The organism is Rhabdothermincola sp. (genome assembly GCF_036846205.1).
Taxonomy (GTDB): domain Bacteria; phylum Actinomycetota; class Acidimicrobiia; order Acidimicrobiales; family Acidimicrobilacustridaceae; genus Rhabdothermincola.
The window spans coordinates 1-19,501 of sequence record NZ_DAIUCK010000061.1 but is presented as its reverse complement, the minus strand read 5'-3'; the positions used below and the strand labels follow the sequence as shown (position 1 = coordinate 19,501).

The following is a 19,501-nucleotide window of genomic DNA, read 5'->3' as shown; positions in this document are numbered from 1 at the left end:
GTCGACGCCGCCCTGGTCCCGAGGGGTCCCCAGCCGAGCGGCGCCGACGCGCTCGGGCTGCGGGTGGGGGACGATGTTCGGCACGCCAAGTTCGGCGAGGGGGTGATCATCGGGCTCGAGGGCAGCGGCGACAAGGCCGAGGCCGTCGTGCACTTCCGGGAGGCGGGGGAGCGGCGCCTGCTGCTCGCGTGGGCACCGCTCGAGAAGCTCTGAGGTGGAGCCGGGCGGTCCGGTCGTCGCCCCGACTGGCGCCGCACTGACCGGTCGGTGATCATGCCCGAAGGGCTGGGGCCGGAGGTCGGCATGAAGATGTTCAAACGGGCACGGCTCGTGATCCGGCGTGACGAGACGCTCGGCACGATCATGAGCTCGCTGGCCGACCTGCACGGCGACCGCCGCCTGGTGGAGGAGGCGGACGGCGGCCTCCGGGTCACCTACCGGCAGGCGGCCAAGCGTGTGGACCGGTGGGCAGGCGGGGTGGCGGGCCGCATCGACGTCGGGGACCGGGTGGTGCTGGCCACCTCCAACAGCTACGAGACGTTCCTGCTGTGCCTGGCCGTGGCCCGGGCGGGAGGCATCCCCGTCCCGGTCAACCACAAGATGCGCCCGGAGGAGGTCGCGCACGTCGTACGGGACTCGGGGGCGTCGCTGATCCTGCACGGTGCCGGTGAGGTCGACGGTGCCGACCCGCTGGGGGATGCGGTGCCTGTCGATCCCGGCGAGGTGGCGGCGCTCTTCTACACCTCGGGCACCACCGGCACCCCCAAGGGGGCGGAGATCACCCACCGGGCGCTCATCGGCACGGTGGTGGCCGCGGCCGCCTGGCCGGCATGGCTCCACCGGGACGAGGCGGTCTTCAGCCTGCCGATCGCCCACATCATGGGCTTCATCGTGCTCCTGGCCTACGCCTGCGCGGGCATCCCCACCTACAGCATCCCGCACTTCCGTCCCGACGAGGTCCTCGACGCCATCGAGACCCGACGGGCGACGGTGTTCATCGGCGTGCCGGCGATGTACCGGATGATGCTCGAAGCGGGTGCCGAGGAGCGCGATCTCACCTCGGTGCGACTGTGGGGCTCGGGCGCCGACGTGATGCCATCCGATCTGGCCCGTACGTTCAAGCGGCTGGGCGCGAGCGCGACCATCCCGTTCGTCGGTCCGGTCGGTGAGGCGATCTTCGCCGAGGGCTACGGCATGGTCGAGACCGCGGGGGGCGTGGCGGCCAAGGTGTCGCCTCCGCTGCTCGACGTCGGCCTCGGCGAGTCCGTGGGGTTCGCCCTGCCCGGCTACCGGATGCGCGTGGTGGACGACGACGGACACGACGTGGGGCCCGGCGGGGTGGGCGAGCTGTGGGTGCGGGGCCCGGGAGTCATCCGTGGGTACTGGAGCGCGCCGGAGGCCACCGCAGGGGTCGTCACCGACGATGGCTGGCTGCGAACCGGTGATCTGGCCCGCAGAGGTCCGTTCGGCACCGTGCTGTTCGTCGGCCGCAAGAAGGACGTGATCAAGCACGGCGGTTTCTCGGTGTACTCGCTGGAGGTGCAGAAGGCCCTCGAGGCGCACCCGTCCGTCCTCGAGGCCGCAGTGACGGGATTGCCGGACGAGAAGCTCGGGGAGATCCCGGTCGCCGCGGTGCGGCTCGAGCCCGGCGCCACCCTGGAATCGCTCGACCTCGGTGCGTGGCTCGGGGAGCGGTTGGCCGACTACAAGGTGCCGAAGCGTTTCGTCGCGGTCGAGGAGCTGCCTCGCACCGGTACGAACAAGGTGCACAAGCGCGAGCTGCTGGAGCTGTTCGCCTGACGGCGCGCCCGCCTACGGCGCCGTGTCATCTCCCGTCTCCGGGGCGCGGTTGAGCTCGATGACCAGCTTGCCCTTGTCATCGACGGCTACCGGATAGTGGCGCAGGCCCTCCCCGTCCGCTGGCACCGTCGACCCGTCGCAGGGGTCCTCGAAGAGTCCCCGCGCCGCGTCCCAGCGCAGCGTGCACTCACGGGTGGCGTCGATCTCGCGGGCGTCGAAGGCCAGCCACCCGTCCTGGGGGTCGTCGCCGAGGTGCTGCAGGTAGATGTCGCGCTGGCCACTCGCCGGGTCGGGCAGCAGGATCGGACCCTCTCGGGCGATCGAGGCGGCACGTTGCTCGGCTGATCCGGCGTCGAAGGTCCGCGATCCGAGCTGGACCTCCACCGTGCCGGACTCGGTTCCCCGCTGGAGCGCGAAGACGAACGCGAGGAGCAGGCCCAAGCCCACGAGGGCGATCAGCACGCCGCCCACGGCCATGGCCACGCTCCGCCCATCCGACTGCTTCACCGGGCTCACCCTCCTAGTATCCCGTGCGTGAAGCGCCGGTTCCGAGTCGTCGTGGCCAAACCCGGCCTCGACGGGCACGACCGGGGGATCAAGGTCATCGCCCGCGCGCTTCGGGACGCGGGGTTCGAGGTGATCTACACGGGGCTGTTCCAGACCCCGGAGCAGATCGCCGAGGCCGCCCGGCAGGAGGATGCCGACGCCGTCGGGCTGTCGGTGCTCTCCGGCGCGCACATGACGTTGTTCCCTCGGGTGCTCGAGGAGCTCGCCGCCCGCGGGCTCGACGACGTGCTGGTGTTCGGCGGTGGCATCGTGCCCCCCGACGACGTCGCCGCGCTCAAGGCGCAGGGTGTGGCGGAGGTCTTCACTCCTGGTGCCCCGCTGGACCGGATCACCACCTGGCTGGAGACCACCCTCGACGAGCGCGAGCGCGGCTGACCAACCTCTGCGCGTACTGGCAGGTCAAACGCGTGCTCTGGTGTGCAGTTCCGCTGCCGGTTCGGAGGGTGGGCGCGCCTTGCGCTGGTGCCTGATGGGCCGTCAGAGCCGGTTGGGCCGCTTGTCTGCAACCTGACTAGGTTGTCGGGCCGTGGACCTTCTCGAATTCCAGGGCAAGCAGTTCTTCGCCGGCTTCGGCATCCCGGTGTCAGAGGGGCGAGCGGTCGATTCCGTCGAAGACGCAGTGGCCGCCGCCGAAGCCGTGGGCTACCCGGTGGTCGTCAAGGCCCAGGTGCACGTCGGTGGTCGGGGCAAGGCGGGTGGGGTGAAGCTCGCCAGCAACGAGGACGAGGTGCGCACGCACGCGCAGAACATTCTCGGCATGGACATCAAGGGCCACATCGTGCGGATCCTGTGGATCGAGCACGCCTCCGACATCGCCGAGGAGTACTACGCCAGCTTCACCCTCGACCGCTCGGCCAAGAAGCACCTGGGCATGCTCTCCGCCCAGGGTGGTGTCGAGATCGAGGCGGTGGCAGCGAAGGACCCCGACGCCATCGCCAAGGTGTGGATCGACCCCGTGGAGGGCCTCGACGAGTCCACGTGCCGGGCCTGGGTGAAGCAGGCACGCTTGAACCCCGCGGCCGAGGACGGGGCGGTAGACATCCTCCTCAAGCTCTACCGGGCCTACACCGAGGGTGACGCGGACCTGGTCGAGATCAACCCGCTCATCCTGAAGCCCGACGGTTCGGTCCACGCCCTGGACGCCAAGGTGACGCTCGACAACAACGCCGGGTTCCGCCATGACTGGGGGGACTACGAGCTCACCCAGGTACGCGACGAGCGGGAGCAGGCCGCTCACGACAAGGGGCTGCAGTACGTCGGTCTCGATGGCTACGTCGGCATCATCGCCAACGGTGCCGGCCTGGCCATGAGCACGCTCGACGTGGTGAACCAGGTGGGAGGCGAGCCGGCGAACTTCCTCGACATCGGCGGAGGTGCCAACGCCGATGTGATGGCCGGAGCCCTCGAGATCATCAACAACGATCCACGGGTCAAGTCCATCTTCATCAACATCTTCGGCGGGATCACCCGGGGCGAGGAGGTGGCCAACGGCATCGTGGAGGCCCTGTCGCGGGTCGACATCACCGCGCCGATCGTGATCCGCCTCGACGGCACCAACGCCGACCAGGGTCGCCAGATCCTCGAACCGCACCTGTCCGACAAGCTGCAGATGCAGCCCACGATGCTGGAGGCGGCGCGCACCGCCGTCGCGCTGGCCGGAGGTACGCCGTCGTGAGCATCTTCGTCGATGAGAGCACCAAGGTCGTCTACCAGGGCCTCACCGGTAGCCAGGGTCGCTACTACGGCCTGCTCAACCGTGACTACGGCACGCAGGTGGTCGCGGGGACGAACCCCAAGAAGGCCGGCACCGATGTCGAAGGCATCCCCATCTTCGCCTCGGTCGCGGATGCGGTAGCCGAGACGGGAGCCAATGCGTCGTGCATCTTCATCCCCGCGCCCGGGGTCCGCGATGCGGTGATCGAAGCCGCCGAGGGCGGAGTGGAGTTCATCGTCTGCATCACCGAGGGCGTGCCCGCGCACGACGAAGCGTGGTTCTACAACAAGCTCAAGCGCGACTTCCCGAACGTCGCCCTGCTCGGTCCCAACTGCCCGGGCATCATCAGCCCGGGGAAGTGCAACATCGGCATCACCGCCGGGCACATCGCCAAGCCCGGCGGGCCGGTGGGCATCGTCAGCCGGTCGGGAACGCTCACCTACCAGGCCCTCTACGAGCTGAAGCTGCAGGACATCGGGGTCACGACCTGTGTGGGCATCGGTGGTGACCCCGTACCCGGCACCAGCTTCATCGACTGTCTCGAGCGCTTCGAGGCCGACCCCGACACCAAAGCGGTGATGATGATCGGCGAGATCGGCGGGTCGGCCGAGGAGGAAGCCGCCGAGTTCATCCGGGCCAAGATGACCAAGCCGGTCGTGTCCTACATCGCGGGCGTCACCGCGCCGCCCGGGAAGAAGATGGGCCACGCCGGGGCCATCGTGTCGGGTGGCAAGGGCACCGCGCAGGCGAAGATCGAGGCACTGGAGGCCGCGGGCGCCAAGGTCGGCCGGAACCCGACCGAGGCGGGCGAGCTCATGGTCGAGATCGTGCGGGAGCACGGCTGGGCCTGACCACCGGCTCGGCGGGATCGGCGGCGCTCGGCGCAGGCATCCGCGGGATCGGGACCGTGGTGCATGAGCGGCGGCGCCGATCAGGATGGCTGCTCGCGTCGCGCTGGTAGCGTGCAACCGATGCGGGTCGCGGTGCTGGCCTCGGGAAGCGGGACGATCCTCGACGCCATGCTCGACGCCGGGATCCCGGTGGAGGTGGTGGTGGTCGACCGGGCCTGCGGCGCCACCGAGGTGGCCGAACGCCACGGCGTGCCGTGGGAGCTCGTCGAGCGGTCGAGCTACGGCGCGGACTTCGACCGAGACAACTACACCCGCCAGATCCTCGAGGTGCTCGACACGTACGACACGGACCTGGTCGTCATGGCCGGGTTCGGCACCATCCTCGCGCCGGCGATGTTCGAGGTGTTCGACGGGCGCATCCTGAACACCCACCCGGCGCTGCTGCCGGCCTTCAAGGGTTGGCATGCGGTACGTGACGCGCTCGAGGCCGGCGTGAAGGTCACGGGCTGCACGGTGCACGTGGCCACCGCGGAGGTCGACGCCGGCCCCATCCTGGCTCAGGAAGCGGTGCGGGTGGAGCCGGGCGACACGGAGGCCACGTTGCACGAGCGCATCAAGGCCGTTGAGCGGCGGCTTTACGTCCAGACCGTCAAGGAGATCCTCGAGAGGGGTTCGGTGCAGTGAGGGCTCTGCTGTCCGTCTACGACAAGACCGGTATCGCTGATTTCGCCCGTGCTTTGCACGACGCGGGCTGCGAGCTGATCTCGAGCGGTGGAACGGCGAAGGTGATCGCCGAGGCCGGTCTGCCGGTCACCGATGTCGCAGATCTCACGGGGGTGCCTGCCATCCTCGGTCACCGGGTCGTGACCCTGCACCCGAAGGTCCACGGCGGGATCCTCGCCGATCGCGGCAACCCTGAGCATCGCGCCGACCTGGAGCGCTACGGCATCGAGCCCATCGACCTGGTCGTGGTGAACCTCTACCCGTTTTCATCTGACCCCTCCATCGAACTGATCGATATCGGCGGCCCGGCGATGGTCCGGGCGGCGGCGAAGAACCACGCTCACGTCGGGGTCGTAACCGACCCCTCGCAGTACGAGCTGGTGCTCGCTGACCTGCGCAGCACCGGTTCGCTGTCCGACGCGACCCGCCGCCGGTTGGCGCTCGACGCTTTCCGAGTGACTGCGGCCTACGACGCGCAGATCGTGCGATGGCTGGAAGAGCAGGTCGAAGGGTCGGGGGCATCGACTGCGTCCGGCGAGCTGCCCGAGCGGATCGATCTCACTCTTGAGCGGCGGGCGGTGCTGCGCTATGGGGAGAATCCGCACCAGATCGGTGCTCGCTACGCGACGCGAGGAGCGTCGGGGTGGTGGGACACCGCGGTGCAGCACGGCGGCAAGGAGATGTCGTACCTCAACGTGTTCGACGCGGACGCCGCGTGGCGGTTGGTGCACTCGCTCGGCGATCTCCCGGCGGCGGTGGTGATCAAGCACGCCAACCCGTGTGGAGTCGCGGTGGCTGACGACATCACGACGGCCTACCGCCGTGCGCATGAGTGCGATCCCGTGTCGGCGTTCGGGGGCATCGTGGCGGTGAACCGCCCGGTCACCGTCGGGATGGCCGAGGCGTTGGCGCCGGTGTTCACCGAGGTGCTCATCGCTCCGGGGTTCGAGGGGGACGCGCTGGTGCGCCTGCTCGAGAAGCGCAACCTCCGGGTCCTCGAGGCCGCACCGCCATCGCCGCTCACGACGGGGTTGCGGCAGATCGACGGCGGGTTCCTCGTGCAGACCCCCGATCAGGTCACTATCGACCGTTCCGCGTGGCAGGTGGTCACCAAGGCGGTGCCCACCGAGGAGCAGTGGGCGGATCTCGAGCTGGCCTGGCAGGTGGTGGCGAAGGTGACCTCCAACGCCATCGTGCTGGTGAAGGACGGCCAGGCGGTGGGCATCGGGTGCGGCCAGCAGAACCGGCGGGACGCAGGCCGCCTGGCGTGTGAGAAGGCCGCAGGTCGGGCTGCCGGTGGCGTCTATGCCAGTGACGCCTTCTTCCCGTTCCCCGATGGACTCGACGGCGCGGTCGAGGCGGGCGCGGCCTGCGTGGTCCAGCCGGGCGGGTCGATCCGCGACGAGGAGGTCATCGCGGCCGCCGACCAGCACGGTCTGGCGATGGTGTTCACCGGCGAGCGCCACTTCCGCCACTGAGCGGGCCTACGCAGGCGTGGACATCCCACCGAGATCGTCCCGCCCGTCTCCGCCCACGCCCTCACCCTTGCCCCTACCTTCGCCTTCGCTAACTGGCATGTCAAACGCGTGCTCCGGCACGCGTTTGACATGCCAGAACGCGAAAGGGTTCAGGCGAGCAGGCCGGCGACGAACTGGGACCGCACCAGTAGCTCGACCTGATCCCGATCAGTCAGGTCCCACTGGCCCTGGCTCCCCACATAGGAGAGGAACATCCGGGTCAGGTAGTCCGCGGCCTCGCCCGGGTCGACCCCGGGGCGCAGCCGCTCCCCCCGGAGCAGGGCCAGCAGGTAGGCCCGCATGGCGGCCTCGATGAGCGGCACGGTCTGGGACAGCTCTTCCAGCAGGGCCTCGGGCTCGGTGCGCAGGATCCGCTGCAGCAGGGTGTGCTCGTGGATCGCCCGGTGGCCGAAGATCAAGCCCTCTTCGAGCTTCGCCGCCAGGTTCGGTGCGGCGGAGACATGGTGCTCGAGCCGGGCGAAGAACCGGCCCACCTCCCAGGTGACCGTGTCGTGGACCAGCTGCTCGCGCCCTCCCGGGAAGTAGCGGTACAGCGTGGCCCGGGAGAGCCCGGCCTCCCTGGCGACGTCCTCCAGGGAGGTCTTCGCCAGGCCCCATCGTTCGATGCAGGTGAGCGTCGCGGCCAGGATCCGCGTCCGGGTGCGCTCCTGGGCGCCCTCCGTCCCGCCGCTCCTCACGCCTCCATCGCCTCCACCGCCTCCCGGCCTCGATGGCGAGCCACCCGCCGCAACAACAAGGGGTAGACGATGACCGTCAACCCGGCGAAGACGAACCACTGACCCGCGTAGCCCAGGTGCGGCCCCTCTGACAGATCAGGCGGGGGCACGGGCTGCGGCAGCTCACCCTGGGCCGGCTCCTGGCTGGCCAGGTTGACGTACAGCGGCCACATGGGCTGGGCGACCTGCTGGGCGAGCCGCCCGACGTCGACCCGGGAGAGGGTCCACAGCCGGCCTTCCGGCGCATCGACCGGGCCGCCCACGAGGCCGCCGGCACGCACCTGCGGTTCTTGCACCATGCCCGTCACGGTCACCGAGGTCGCCGGGGGGTCGTACTGCGGCCAGGGCCCCTCGGGATCGGTGGACGCGAACGGCACCCACCCCCGGTTGACCGCCACGGCCGTGCCGTCGTCGAGGACGAGCGGGGTCACGACCCAGTACCCCGGCAGACCCTCACTGGTGCGGTTCCGCACCAGCACCTGCTCGTCGAGCGCGTACCGGCCTCGCAGGACCACCATCCGGTAGGCGACCTCCGCCACCTCCTCGGGCTGCGAGGCCGGCCCGGCGGGCAGCAGCTCCCCGAGCGGAGCCGGGGGAAGCTCCTGGCGGGACTCGATCAGCGCGTTGTGGGTGCGACGCTCGTCGAGCCGGCGCAGCTGCCAGAACCCGAGGTTCACCATCAGCACCACCATCCCGGCGGCGAACAGGTGGGAGACGATCCACCAGGGCCTCCGCGCGAAGCGGTAGTCGGGACGTGGCTCGGGCACGGCCCAAGGCTACGCATCCCACCCGCGGCGACCGATCCTGGTCCGGGCCCTCGGGCGGCCGGCCGCTCACCGTCGTGGCCCGGCCTCGAACAAGACGTGCTCGAAGCCGAAGCCGGGGCCCATCGCGGTGAGCAGGCCGGGCCCTGGCGCCGGCTCGGCTTGCAGGAACGCCTCCAGCATCACCAGCACCGTCACCGCGCTGAGGTTCCCGTGCTCGGCCAGGATGCGCCGCGACCACCCCAGCCGGCCGGCAGGCAGGCCGAGGGCGTCCTCGACCGCGTCGAGGACCTTGGTCCCCCCGGGGTGGACCAGCAGGTGCTCGAGGTCGGCCAGCCGCCAGCGTCGACCGGCCAGGGCCCGCTCGACGCTCTCGGCCACCCGGGCCCCGGCCAGCGCCGGCACGTCCGGCGCGAGCCTCCAGCGCAGACCCGTGGCGACCAGGTCGAAGCCCATCACCCCGAGCGAATCCGGCACCAGCGTGGAGGAGCGGCCCACCAGCTCGAGGCCTCCGCTCCCGACGTCACCGGGCGAGCCGGCCCGCACCACCGCCGCCGCCGCGCCGTCCGAGAACAAGGCCATGCTGACCACGGCCTCCATCGACGGGGGCTCGGTGCGGGGCACGAACATCAGCGAGTTCAGCTCCGCCACGACCACCAGCACGCAGCGGTCACCGGCGGCGACGAGATCGGCCGCCAGTGCCAGGCCCGAGCAGCCCCCGAGTGACGCCGACCCGAACAATGGGAGCCGCCGCACACCGTCGCGAAGCCCCAGCGCGGGCGCGAGTGAGGCATCGAGCGCCGGAGAGCGCACCGCGGTGGTGGTCACGAACACCAGGGAGTCGACCGACTCCGGCGGTGTCCCGGCGCCATCCAGCGCGGCCCGGGCCGCCCGGGCGCCGAGCTCGAGCCCCTGCTCGCAGGCGATCTCGGCCCGCTCGGTCAACCCATGCTCGGACCCGTACCACTCGACGGGCCGCACCAGATGACGCTGCTCGATCCCTGCGTTGGCGAACACCGACCTGATGCGATCCGGTGACACGTCCGGATGCAGCTCGACCGCGAGCGCCGCCACGTCCTGCTGCGAGACGCGGGGCGCGAGCGCAGAGCGCACCGATGCGAGCATCGCAGCCATCGGCGGTCAGCCTAGGAGGCCCGGACCCGACCGGAATCCAACGGGCAGCCGGCGGCTAGGGTGGCGGCGCCTATGACGAGCGCGCCCGAGCCCTCGGAAGCCGAGCCCTCGGGAGCCGGACCCTCGGAAACCGGCACCCACCCGCCGGGCGCCCCCGATACCGACCCGGCGGATGCCGCGCCCGGTCGCGCCGGCGAGAGCGAGCACCGGGGCGCCCCCAGCCGCCGGGCGCTGGCGACGGTCGTCGTCATCCTGATCATCATGGTCATCGCCTCCTGGGTCGGTGACGCGCTCGGACCGGGCCTCGTCGACACCCGTCCGCTGCTGCTGATCGCGCTCAACTCACGGATCCGGTGGCTGGTGCTCACCGTCAACGACCTGAACCCGGTCGCCTACTTCACCGTCGGCACCCTGCGCGCCCTGGCCTCGGATCCGCTCTTCTACCTGCTCGGCTACTGGTACGGCGACAGCGCGGTTCGCTGGATGGAGCAGCGAACCGCGACCGTCGGCCAGCTCATGCGCAGCCTCGAGCGCTCGTTCGGCACGTGGGGGTACCCGCTGGTGGCCATCGCCCCCAACAACCCCATCTGCCTGCTCGCCGGCGCGGCCCGCATGCGCCCGGCGGTCTTCATGACCCTCAACGTGGGCGGGACGATCGCCCGTCTGGTGCTCATCAAGCTCCTCGGTGAAGCGTTCGAGGCACCGATCAACTGGGTGCTCGACGTCATCCGCACCTACCGGCTACCCCTCATCGTGATCAGCGTCCTGGCGGTGGCCTTCTCGGTGTGGAACGAGACCCGCAAAGGCACGTCGGAAATCGAGCAGCTCCGCCATCTCGAACAGGACGTGGCCGGCGACGGCGCCGCAGGCGAGACCGGCCGGGCCACGCGTGGCGAGCCGTGACCGGCTCCCGGTCGTCGCGACCGCGCCTGGCCGTGATCACCGGCGCCAGTTCCGGCATCGGAGCGGCAACCGCGACACGGCTTGCTCAAGAGGGATTCGAGGTGGTGCTCGGTGCGCGCCGTGCCGAGCGCATCGAACGGCTCGCCTCACGGATCGGAGGCCGCAGCCACCCCCTCGACGTCACCGACGACGCCTCGGTGGAGGCGTTCTGCGCCACGCTCGACCGCTGCGACGTGCTGGTGAACAACGCCGGTGGCGCGATCGGGCTCGAACCGGTCGAGGAGGCGGACCTCGCCGACTGGCAACAGATGTTCGACACCAACGTGCTCGGCGTCGCCCGTATGACCCGGGCGCTCCTGCCGGCACTCGTCGCCTCCGGCGACGGGCATGTGGTCGTCGTCGGCTCCATCGCCGCCCATGAGCCCTATCCCGGAGGGGCGGGCTACAACGCAGCCAAGTTCGGCGTGCGGGCGGTCGTGGGTGTGCTGCGCCAGGAGCTGCTCGGCCGGCCGGTGCGGGTCACCGAGATCGACCCCGGCATGGTGGAAACCGAGTTCAGCCTGGTGCGCTTCCGCGGCGACGCCGAGCGGGCGTCCCGGGTCTACGAGGGCATGACCCCGCTCACCCCGGAGGATGTGGCGGACTGCATCGCCTTCGCCGTGACCCGCCCGAGCCACGTCAACATCGACCAGATGATCGTCCTGGCCCGGGACCAGGCGGGAGCCCGCACGGTGCACCGGCGAGGCTGAGCCGGCGCCTACAGGTCGAGCAGGGCGTCGAGCCCCACGGTGAGGCCCGGGCGATCGGACACCAGCTTGATCGCCAGAAGCACGCCGGGCATGAACGACGCCCGGTCATAGGTGTCGTGGCGGATGGTGAGCGTCTGACCGGTGGTGCCGAGGATGACCTCCTGGTGGGCGACCATCCCCTTGATGCGCAAGGCGTGCACCGGGATGTCGCCCGGGCCCTTGCCGCCGCGCGCCCCGGGCAGGACCTCGTTGGTCGTGGGGTCCGGGGTCCAGTCGCTGGAGGCCTTGGCCATCCGCTCGACGGTCAGCATGGCCGTGCCCGAGGGCGCGTCGACCTTCTGCTCGTGGTGCCACTCGATGACCTCGGCGGACTCGAAGTACGGGCTGGCCATCTCCGCGAAGCGCATCATCAGCACGGCCCCGATCGCGAAGTTCGGGGCGATCACACAGTTGCTCTTCCTGAACGTCTCCCTCAGGCGCTCGTAGTCCCCCTCGGTGAAGCCGGTGGTGCCCACCACGGCGTGGATCCCGTGCGCCGCGAGCCACGCCAGGTTCTGGCGGGCTGCATCGAGCTGGGTGAAATCGACGGCCACCTCGGCACCCGCCTGCTCGAAGGCCTCCGGGCCCGCGGCGATCTGCAAGGGGAGATCGACCCCGGTGACCTGGCGCAGGTCGATGCCCACATGGAAGGGGTCGACCGCGGCGACGAGCTCAAGATCCGGATCATCGGCCACCGCCCGGCAGACCGTGCTGCCCATCCGACCACCGGCCCCGAACACCCCGACCCGAAGCGCCATGGCAGCACCCTACTTCGACGAGGGTGCCCCTCCCCCAAGCGGGGCGGGACCGTCGCCGGTCAGGCTCGCACCGCCCGGGTGACGGCCGGGTCGTCCGCGCCCAGCGGACCGACGACCACTGCGGCGCGGGGGCCGCTGAGCACCTCGGCCAAGACCCGGTTCACGTCCTCGGTGGGCACCGCTCGCACCCGGCGCAGCTGCTCGTCGACCGGGATGACCTCGCGCCGGGTGACCTCGCTGGCGCCGAGGCGACTCATCCGGCTGGCGCTGTCTTCCAGTCCGAGCAGCATCGAGCCTTCGATGCACCCGAGTGCCACCGCGTGCTCCTCAGCGGTGATGCCGTGCGCCACCAGGTCATCGAGCACCGCATCCACGACCTCCACCAGCTCGCCCAACCGCCCCGGCGCGGTCCCCGCGTAGAGGGTCAGCGAGCCCGCACCCCGGTAGGTGGCCGGAGCGGTGAACACCGTGTACGCGAGACCCCGCTCCTCCCGAATCTCCTGGAAGAGGCGGCTCGACATGCCACCGCCCACCACCTGGTTCGCGATCCACAGCGCATACCGGTCGGGATCGTCGTGGTCGGGGCCCCGCCAGCCGAGCGCGTAGTGGACCTGCTCGCTCGGCCGCTCCACCACGGTGAGGGGCACCAGCTGCTCACCCGGCGGCGTCCGCTCGGGACCAGCGCCGGCCGGTGCGCCCTCGAAGAAGCCGGACACCGCCTCGACCACCTCGTCGTGGTGGAGGTCGCCCGCCGCGGCCACCACGAGGCACGACGGACGGTAGTGCTCGGCGTGGAACGCAGCGATCACGTCCCGCGACAGCGACGCCACCGTCTCCTGCGACCCGAGCGTCTCCCGGCCCAACGGGTGACCGGGGAAGAGCGCCTCGTTGAGCTTGACCATCGCCACGTCGTCGGGCGTCTCCTCGCTCATCAGGATCTCGTCGAGGATGACCTCCCGTTCCGCCTCGACCTCATGCGGCCGGAACGCGGGCGCGGCGACCACGTCGGTGAGCAGCTCCAGGCCGAACCCGAGGTGTCCCGCCGGCAGGCGGGTGTAGAAGGCCGTGTGCTCCCTGGTGGTGAACGCGTTCAGCTCGCCCCCGACAGCGTCGACCGCGACGGCGATGCTCCGAGCCGAGCGCGACTCGGTGCCCTTGAACAGCAGGTGCTCGAGGAAGTGCGAGGCGCCGGCCAGCTCGTCGGGCTCGTCACGGGAACCGACGTCGACCCACACCCCGATGCTCACCGAACGAGCCTCGGGCATCCGCTCCGTCACCACCCGGAGCCCCGAGGGCAGGACGGTCTTCGTGCATCCGGTCGCCGCCCGCCAGGCGGCTCCGCCCGAACCTCGCTCGCTCAGCGCCGTCGACCGCCCCCGCGGCGGCGGCCGCGGCGCTCACCACCCCGGTCCCCACCACTGCTGCTGCCCGCAGGCTCGGGACCGAGATCGCCGAACTCCTCCCGGATCTCCTCGTCGAACGCGTCCTCGAACGAGACGTACTCGCGCTCGGTACCCCGCCCGCCCTCGCCACCAGCAGCCTCGTCGTCTCGCGCTGCCGACTGCGCCGGGGCCGGCGCGGAGGCCAGGCTCAGCGAGACCTTGCCGTTCGGGTCGACGTCGTCGACCCGAACCTCGACCTCGTCACCGAGATCGAGCACGTCCTCGACCTTGTCGATGCGCTTGCCCTGCCCGAGCTTGGAGATGTGGAGCAGCCCGTCGCGCCCCGGCAGGATGTTGACGAACGCCCCGAACTTGGTGATGTTCACCACCTTGCCGGTGTAGGTCTGGCCCACCTCCGCCGTGGGCGGGTTGAGGATGAGCCGGATCTGCCGCTCGGCCTCAGCCACCGCGCCAGCATCGGTGGAGCCGATGCTCACGATGCCCACCGTGCCGTCGTCGTCGACGCTGATGTCCGCGCCGGTCTCCTGCTGGATGGCGTTGATGACCTTGCCCTTGGGGCCGATGACCTCGCCGATCTTGTCGATCGGGATCTCGAAGTTGACGATCTTCGGCGCCGTGGGACCGACCTCCGGCCGGGGCTCGGGGATCGCCTCCGCCATCACCTCCAGGATCGTCAGGCGGGCCTCCTTCGCCTGCTGCAAGGCCTGGGCGAGCACGTCGGCGGGGATGCCGTCGATCTTGGTGTCGAGCTGCAGCGCGGTTACGAAGTCCGCAGTGCCAGCGACCTTGAAGTCCATGTCGCCGTAGGCGTCCTCCGCCCCGAGGATGTCGGTGAGGGTGGTGTAGGTGCCCTCTGCGTAGACCAGGCCCATGGCGATGCCCGCGACCGGCGCCTTGATCGGCACGCCGGCGTCCATCATCGACAGCGTGGAGGCGCACACCGAACCCATCGACGTCGAACCGTTCGACGACAGCACGTCGGAGACGGTGCGGATCGTGTAGCCGAACTCCGACGACGAGGGAAGCACCGGCACCAGGGCCCGCTCGGCGAGCATGCCGTGGCCGATCTCGCGCCGCTTCGGGCCCCGCATGAAGCCTGTCTCGCCCGTCGAGTACGGCGGGAAGTTGTAGTGGTGCATGTAGCGCTTGCGGTCGACCACCCCCAGGGTGTCGAGCATCTGCTCCATGCGGGGCATGCCCAGGGTGCACACGTTGAGCACCTGGGTCTCCCCTCGCTGGAACAGGCCCGAACCGTGCACAGACGGCAGGACGCCCACCTCCGCCGACAGGGGTCGGATGTCCTTCGGGCCCCGCCCGTCGATGCGGATGCCTTCCTCCACGATGCGCTTCCGGACCACCTGCTTGGTGAGCGACCGGATCGCGGCCTTGATCTGCGCTTCGGCGTCCTCGAGCTCCTCGAAGCGCGGCGCCAGCTCCTCGACCAGCGCGGCCTTCAGCTCGTCCTCCGCCGCCTGGCGGTCGTGCTTGTCGGCGATGGTCATGACCTGCGCCACCCGCTCCCGGCCGGCGGCCTCGACCGCGGCCAGCACCTCGGGGGTGTAGTCGACCGCGACCGTGTAGGCCATCGGCGGCTTCGCGCCCGCCCTCTCGACCAGCAGGCGCTGCAGCTCGATCGCTTCACGAATCCACAGCTTCGACGCCTCGAGCCCGTCGGCGATGGTCTCCTCGTCGACCTTGGGCGCCCCCGACTGGTACGCCGGCCAGGCCGCCTCGGTGCCCCCGGCCTCCACCATCATGATGGCCACGTCGCCGTCGTCGAGCAGGCGACCGGCCACCACCATCTCGAACGTCGACGCCTCGCCCTCCGCGTAGGTGGGATGGGGGATCCACTCCCCTTCGGTGGAGTACGCGATGCGCACCGCGCCGATCGGCCCGTCGAAGGGGATGCCCGACAACGACAGCGCTGCGGACGCCCCGTTGATCATCAGCACGTCGTGGGGGTTCTCGAGATCAGCCGCCAGTACCGTGCCCACGATGTGCACCTCGTTGCGGAACCCGTCGGGGAAGCACGGGCGCAACGGGCGGTCCGTGAGGCGGCAGGTGAGGATGGCCTGGTCGCTGGCCTTGCCCTCCCGGCGGAAGAACGAGCCGGGGATCTTGCCCGCGGCGTACATCCGCTCCTCGACATCGACCGTGAGCGGGAAGAAGTCCGTGCCGGGGCGGACGGTCTTCGCCGCGGTCGCGGTGACGAGCATGACCGTGCCCCCCAGCCGGACGGTCACGGCACCGTCGGCCTGGCCGGCCAGCTTGCCGGTCTCGATGGACAGCGTCTTGGCCGTGCCGGTCACGGAACCCGACACGCTGATGGCTTCCGCCATGGTTGCTCCTTCTCGGGGCCTTCGCCCCGCATGGATCGGAGGCGGCGGCGGCGCCAGTTCCCAGTGGTGAGGGGCGGGGCGAACGTCCCGCCCCTCACCACCGGCAACTGACGGACGCGTGACCGCCGGTGTGAATCAAGTTGTGGTGCCTCCCGACACCGGGATCTCCGGGCCGGGAAGCGATGACGGCGACCCGAACGGGTCACCGTGTCCCGTCAGCGCCGCAGCCCGAGTTTGGCGATGATCGCCCGGTAACGCTCGACGTCGTTGGACTTCACGTAGTCGAGCAACCGGCGGCGCCTGCCCACCAGCATCAGCAGCCCTCGCCGGCTGTGATGGTCCTTCTTGTGGACCTTCAGGTGCTCGGTGAGGTGGTTGATGCGATCGGTGAGCAACGCGATCTGCACCTCCGGGGAACCCGTGTCGGTGTCGTGGAGGCGATGCTCGGTGATCGTGTCTGCCTTCGGTGGCAGGTTGGTGGGCTTGCGGGACATGTAGTGGTACCTCGTGTGGTTGGGTGTCGGACCCGGCCTCCTGGGATCCGCTGCGTCCGCCGGGACGGGCGGTGCTGGCGTGATCGGAAGCGGCGGCCCGCGACGGGCCGATCACCAAGGCTAGCAGCCGCGCCAGTCGGGCCACCCACCCACAGCCGCAGGCCCGGTGGTCAGTGGATGGTCCACTCGTACCTGGGCGGCCGGTGCAACGCCGTCTCCGAGCTGTACGTGTGGTCGGGGGTGAGCGCCAGGATGGGCGCGCCCGGGGCGTACAGCAGCTCCTCGAGCTCCTCGACCGTCTCGGCCCCCGCCGCCTGGAGATGGGACCGGATAGCTTCGCCGAGCCGCCCCTCGAGCAGCTGCGACACGATCGCTGGGAGTGTCTCGGGGTCGCGCAGCAACCAGGAATGGGCAGCCCGCTTCACGGTGACGAGTTGCCCGTTGGCCCGGGTCGCGGCCGATCGGGCGGTGCACAACGGCACGACCAGGTCGAGCTCACCGTGGATGACGAACGTCGGCACCTCGTTCGCGGCCAGAGCATCGAGCAGGCCCGCGCTGCCCCGGGTGCGCAGGATCGAGACCGCCGGGCCGATGAGGCGCCACGGCTGGAGCGCGTGTCCGACCAGTGTGGGGGTCAGCAGGCGACCGAGCTTGCGGGCCTGACCGGGGTCGGTGGCCAGCGGGACGGTGGTCAGAGTGTCCACGAGCAGTGCGGCGCCCTCCACCGCCAGCAGTGGTGGCGCCACCCGGAAGAGCCGCACCATCCAGTCCCACTGATCTCCCACGATCGCGTCGATCAACAGGGTGGCGATGGTACGGTCCGGCTCCAGCGCGGCGAGTTGGGCGACCACCCGCCCACCCATCGAGTGCCCGGCCGTGACCGCCTTGCGGATGCCGAGCTCATCGATGCAACGGCCCATCAGGCGGGCGTAGTCGCCGAGGCGGGCGCCCCCGCCGGGCAGGCCCTGAGTGCCGCCATGGCCCGCCATGTCGATGGCGATCACCTTGAAGCCCTTCCTCACCAACCGGTGCAGGGTCTGCGCGTACAAGAACCCTTCGGCGGTGTAGCCGTGCACCACCACCAGCGGCACCCCCCGACCGGCGACCGCCAGGCCGACCTTGTGGCCGTCGGCGAGCGTGAAGGTGTGGCGGGCCAACCGCGGCACGGCGGCCACCGCCGGCGCGGGAGCCTCGCTCGGCGCCGGCAACGGCTCGTGCGGGGAGGGCTGGGCCACGGTGCCCAATGTTCGCCCCACCTGCGGGCTCCATGGTGGATGGAGGGCCATCGGCCTCGGAGTGTAGGGAGGCGGGGACGGTGAACGGTCCCGACGGCCCGTCCCGTCGTGCCAGGAGCGCCCCTCGGGGCCGGCTCAGGGGCGGTAGCGTCCGCCGGATGGATACGCCGAGCCGGCCGGCAGCGGTGCACCTCGACGATCTGGCCGATCCGCGCTTCCCGCCGGAGGCGGCGGCGATCATCGAGGCCACCACGCCACTGGGAACAACCATCGACCTCGACCCCGCCACGCTGTGCACACAAGCGACGGCGGAAGCTGGCTCAGAGAACTTCGGCGAGCCGTCGTTCCGGGAGCGTCTGCAGGTGCTGGTGGACGCCCTGGAGTCCGAGGCGGGCCTGTCGGGGATGGGGCGGGTCACCACCTCCGTCCAGCTCGTGCAGCTCCTGAAAAACCGCCTGCTGCTCGAGGAGCTGCTCGCTCGCCACCCCGAGATCCGTGAGGAGCGGATCGAGCGGCCCATCATCATCGCCGGGCTTCCCCGCACCGGAACCACCCACCTGCACAACCTGCTGGCGGCCGACCCGGCGCTGCGGTCGCTCCCGTACTGGGAGAGCCTCGAGCCGTTCCCCACCCCCGAGGACGCCGTGGCCGTGGCGGCGGGGTCACCCGACCCCCGCCTGGCCCGAGCCGAAGCGGGCACGGCGTTCCTCGAGCTGGCCCTGCCCTACTTCAAGCGCATGCACGAGATGACCCCCGACCACGTGCACGAGGAGATCCAGCTCCTGGCCATGAACTTCTCGAGCATGCTGTTCGAGACCACCGCGCCCATGCCGTCCTGGCGTGACCACTACCTCGCCCACGACCAGACACCCCACTACGAGTACCTGCGCACGGTGCTCCAGGCGTTGCAGTTCCTCCGCCCCGCCCGGCCGCCGGGCGAGGAGGATCGCCCGGTTCGATGGGTGCTGAAGTCCCCCCAGCACCTCGAGCAGTTCCAAGTCATCGAGCAGGTGTTCCCGGACGCCACGGTGCTCGTGACCCACCGTGACCCGGCGTCGGTCACCGTGTCGATGGCCACGATGATCGCCTACACGGCCCGCCTACACCTCGAGCGGGTCGACCCGGTGGCGATCGGCCGGTACTGGGCCGACCGCCTGGTGAGGATGCTGCGAGCGTGCGTCGAGCAGCGCGACGTGCTGGCCCGGGACCGCTCACTTGACGTGCGCTTCGACCAGTTCATGGCCGACGACCTCGGGACCATCGAGCGCATCTACGCGGTCGCCGACCAACCCCTCGACGACCGGGCCCGAGCAGCGCACCAGCGCTACCTGGCGAGCCACCAGCGTGACCGCCACGGATCGATCCTCTACGACTTCGCCGACTTCGCGCTGGACCCCGACGCCTGCCGGACAGCGACGCGCTCATACACCGAACGCTTCGGCATCCCCACCGAGTGAGCACGCGGATCACCCGAACACCTGCGCGGCAGCGGTCGGCGAGCCGGGTCAGGTCCCCTTGAGCCTCACCAGGCTGCCCCGCACCACCACCAGGGAGGTTCCGGCGGGGTCGTAGGTGATGTCGACCACGTCCCACAGTTGTGGTTGCGGGGCGGGGAGGCAGAACCGGCGCACCACGTCGGGGACCTCACGGGGCGACGCCGCCACGCACCCCAGGTCGGGCGACAGGCTGCGGACCACCCAGCCCCGGTACCGGCCGGGCTCCGCAGGCGAGCCCGCCAGCGGGGGGAGGATCGACGGTGGGAGTGGCGGCGGGG

20 protein-coding genes are annotated in these 19,501 nt (G+C 70.6%); 10 read left to right on the top strand and 10 right to left on the bottom strand.

Features of this window, described 5'->3' with window-relative positions:
• Both V7004_RS10130 and V7004_RS10125 read left to right on the top strand, forming a co-directional pair.
• Positions 1-213: hypothetical protein (locus tag V7004_RS10130; protein WP_334143762.1), on the top strand; the 213-nt coding region annotated here is incomplete at its 5' end.
• A gap of 60 nt (positions 214-273) precedes the next feature.
• Positions 274-1,800: a class I adenylate-forming enzyme family protein gene (locus V7004_RS10125; RefSeq protein ID WP_334143761.1), complete on the top strand. Its 1,527-nt coding sequence runs from the start codon at positions 274-276 to the stop codon at positions 1,798-1,800.
• A gap of 12 nt (positions 1,801-1,812) precedes the next feature.
• On the opposite strand, the gene V7004_RS10120 is transcribed toward V7004_RS10125, so the two are convergent.
• On the bottom strand, positions 1,813-2,307 hold the full coding sequence (locus V7004_RS10120; protein ID WP_334143760.1) for a hypothetical protein: 495 nt from the start codon (positions 2,305-2,307) through the stop codon (positions 1,813-1,815).
• Between the two features lie 27 nt (positions 2,308-2,334).
• Between V7004_RS10120 and V7004_RS10115 the strand changes: the two genes are divergently transcribed.
• The 5 genes from V7004_RS10115 to purH all read left to right on the top strand — a co-directional run bounded on the left by V7004_RS10115 (position 2,335) and on the right by purH (position 7,133).
• Positions 2,335-2,742, top strand: coding sequence for a cobalamin B12-binding domain-containing protein (locus V7004_RS10115; RefSeq protein ID WP_334143758.1), 408 nt, complete (start codon positions 2,335-2,337; stop codon positions 2,740-2,742).
• A 151-nt stretch (positions 2,743-2,893) separates the two neighbouring features.
• On the top strand, positions 2,894-4,042 hold the full coding sequence (sucC, locus tag V7004_RS10110) for an ADP-forming succinate--CoA ligase subunit beta (RefSeq protein WP_334143757.1): 1,149 nt from the start codon (positions 2,894-2,896) through the stop codon (positions 4,040-4,042).
• Complete coding sequence (gene sucD, locus V7004_RS10105) at positions 4,039-4,932, top strand: succinate--CoA ligase subunit alpha (RefSeq protein WP_334143756.1); 894 nt, start codon at positions 4,039-4,041, stop codon at positions 4,930-4,932. The genes sucC and sucD overlap by 4 nt, the downstream gene beginning before the upstream one ends.
• Before the next feature lie 120 nt (positions 4,933-5,052).
• Positions 5,053-5,616: a phosphoribosylglycinamide formyltransferase gene (purN, locus tag V7004_RS10100; protein WP_334143754.1), complete on the top strand. Its 564-nt coding sequence runs from the start codon at positions 5,053-5,055 to the stop codon at positions 5,614-5,616.
• Positions 5,613-7,133, top strand: a complete 1,521-nt coding sequence (gene purH / locus V7004_RS10095) for a bifunctional phosphoribosylaminoimidazolecarboxamide formyltransferase/IMP cyclohydrolase (protein ID WP_334143753.1) — start codon at positions 5,613-5,615, stop codon at positions 7,131-7,133. The genes purN and purH overlap by 4 nt, the downstream gene beginning before the upstream one ends.
• Positions 7,134-7,282: 149 nt before the next feature.
• On the opposite strand, the gene V7004_RS10090 is transcribed toward purH, so the two are convergent.
• From V7004_RS10090 to V7004_RS10080, 3 genes are all read right to left on the bottom strand, one after another.
• Entirely contained in the window at positions 7,283-7,870 is a 588-nt protein-coding gene (locus tag V7004_RS10090) for a TetR/AcrR family transcriptional regulator (protein ID WP_334143752.1), read from the bottom strand.
• Entirely contained in the window at positions 7,867-8,676 is an 810-nt protein-coding gene (locus tag V7004_RS10085) for an SURF1 family cytochrome oxidase biogenesis protein (protein WP_334143751.1), read from the bottom strand. The genes V7004_RS10090 and V7004_RS10085 overlap by 4 nt, the downstream gene beginning before the upstream one ends.
• 66 nt (positions 8,677-8,742) lie before the next feature.
• Entirely contained in the window at positions 8,743-9,807 is a 1,065-nt protein-coding gene (locus V7004_RS10080) for a type III polyketide synthase (RefSeq protein WP_334143750.1), read from the bottom strand.
• 72 nt (positions 9,808-9,879) lie between these two features.
• Between V7004_RS10080 and V7004_RS10075 the strand changes: the two genes are divergently transcribed.
• Together V7004_RS10075 and V7004_RS10070 are read left to right on the top strand one after the other, a co-directional pair.
• A complete protein-coding gene (locus V7004_RS10075; protein ID WP_334143749.1) occupies positions 9,880-10,710 on the top strand; it encodes a DedA family protein in 831 nt (276 codons plus the stop codon).
• Complete coding sequence (locus V7004_RS10070) at positions 10,707-11,459, top strand: SDR family NAD(P)-dependent oxidoreductase (protein ID WP_442968042.1); 753 nt, start codon at positions 10,707-10,709, stop codon at positions 11,457-11,459. The genes V7004_RS10075 and V7004_RS10070 overlap by 4 nt, the downstream gene beginning before the upstream one ends.
• A gap of 8 nt (positions 11,460-11,467) precedes the next feature.
• On the opposite strand, the gene dapB is transcribed toward V7004_RS10070, so the two are convergent.
• From dapB to V7004_RS10045, 5 genes are all read right to left on the bottom strand, one after another.
• The gene (gene dapB, locus V7004_RS10065; protein WP_334143747.1) at positions 11,468-12,256 is read right to left on the bottom strand and encodes a 4-hydroxy-tetrahydrodipicolinate reductase; all 789 of its coding nucleotides are present in this window, start codon (positions 12,254-12,256) and stop codon (positions 11,468-11,470) included.
• A 59-nt stretch (positions 12,257-12,315) separates the two neighbouring features.
• Positions 12,316-13,617 carry a M16 family metallopeptidase gene (locus V7004_RS10060; protein WP_442968043.1) on the bottom strand — a complete coding sequence of 434 codons (1,302 nt, stop codon included), beginning with the start codon at positions 13,615-13,617 and terminating at the stop codon, positions 12,316-12,318.
• Complete coding sequence (locus V7004_RS10055; protein ID WP_334143746.1) at positions 13,614-15,998, bottom strand: polyribonucleotide nucleotidyltransferase; 2,385 nt, start codon at positions 15,996-15,998, stop codon at positions 13,614-13,616. Before V7004_RS10055 ends, V7004_RS10060 begins: the two co-directional genes overlap by 4 nt.
• A 215-nt stretch (positions 15,999-16,213) precedes the next feature.
• Entirely contained in the window at positions 16,214-16,492 is a 279-nt protein-coding gene (gene rpsO / locus V7004_RS10050; RefSeq protein WP_334143745.1) for a 30S ribosomal protein S15, read from the bottom strand.
• A gap of 170 nt (positions 16,493-16,662) precedes the next feature.
• Entirely contained in the window at positions 16,663-17,727 is a 1,065-nt protein-coding gene (locus V7004_RS10045) for an alpha/beta fold hydrolase (RefSeq protein ID WP_334143743.1), read from the bottom strand.
• A 158-nt stretch (positions 17,728-17,885) separates the two neighbouring features.
• Between V7004_RS10045 and V7004_RS10040 the strand changes: the two genes are divergently transcribed.
• The gene (locus tag V7004_RS10040; RefSeq protein ID WP_334143741.1) at positions 17,886-19,184 is read left to right on the top strand and encodes a sulfotransferase family protein; all 1,299 of its coding nucleotides are present in this window, start codon (positions 17,886-17,888) and stop codon (positions 19,182-19,184) included.
• 48 nt (positions 19,185-19,232) lie between these two features.
• Here V7004_RS10040 and V7004_RS10035 read toward each other — a convergent pair.
• On the bottom strand, positions 19,233-19,501 hold a 269-nt coding region (locus V7004_RS10035; protein ID WP_334143740.1), incomplete at its 5' end, for a hypothetical protein.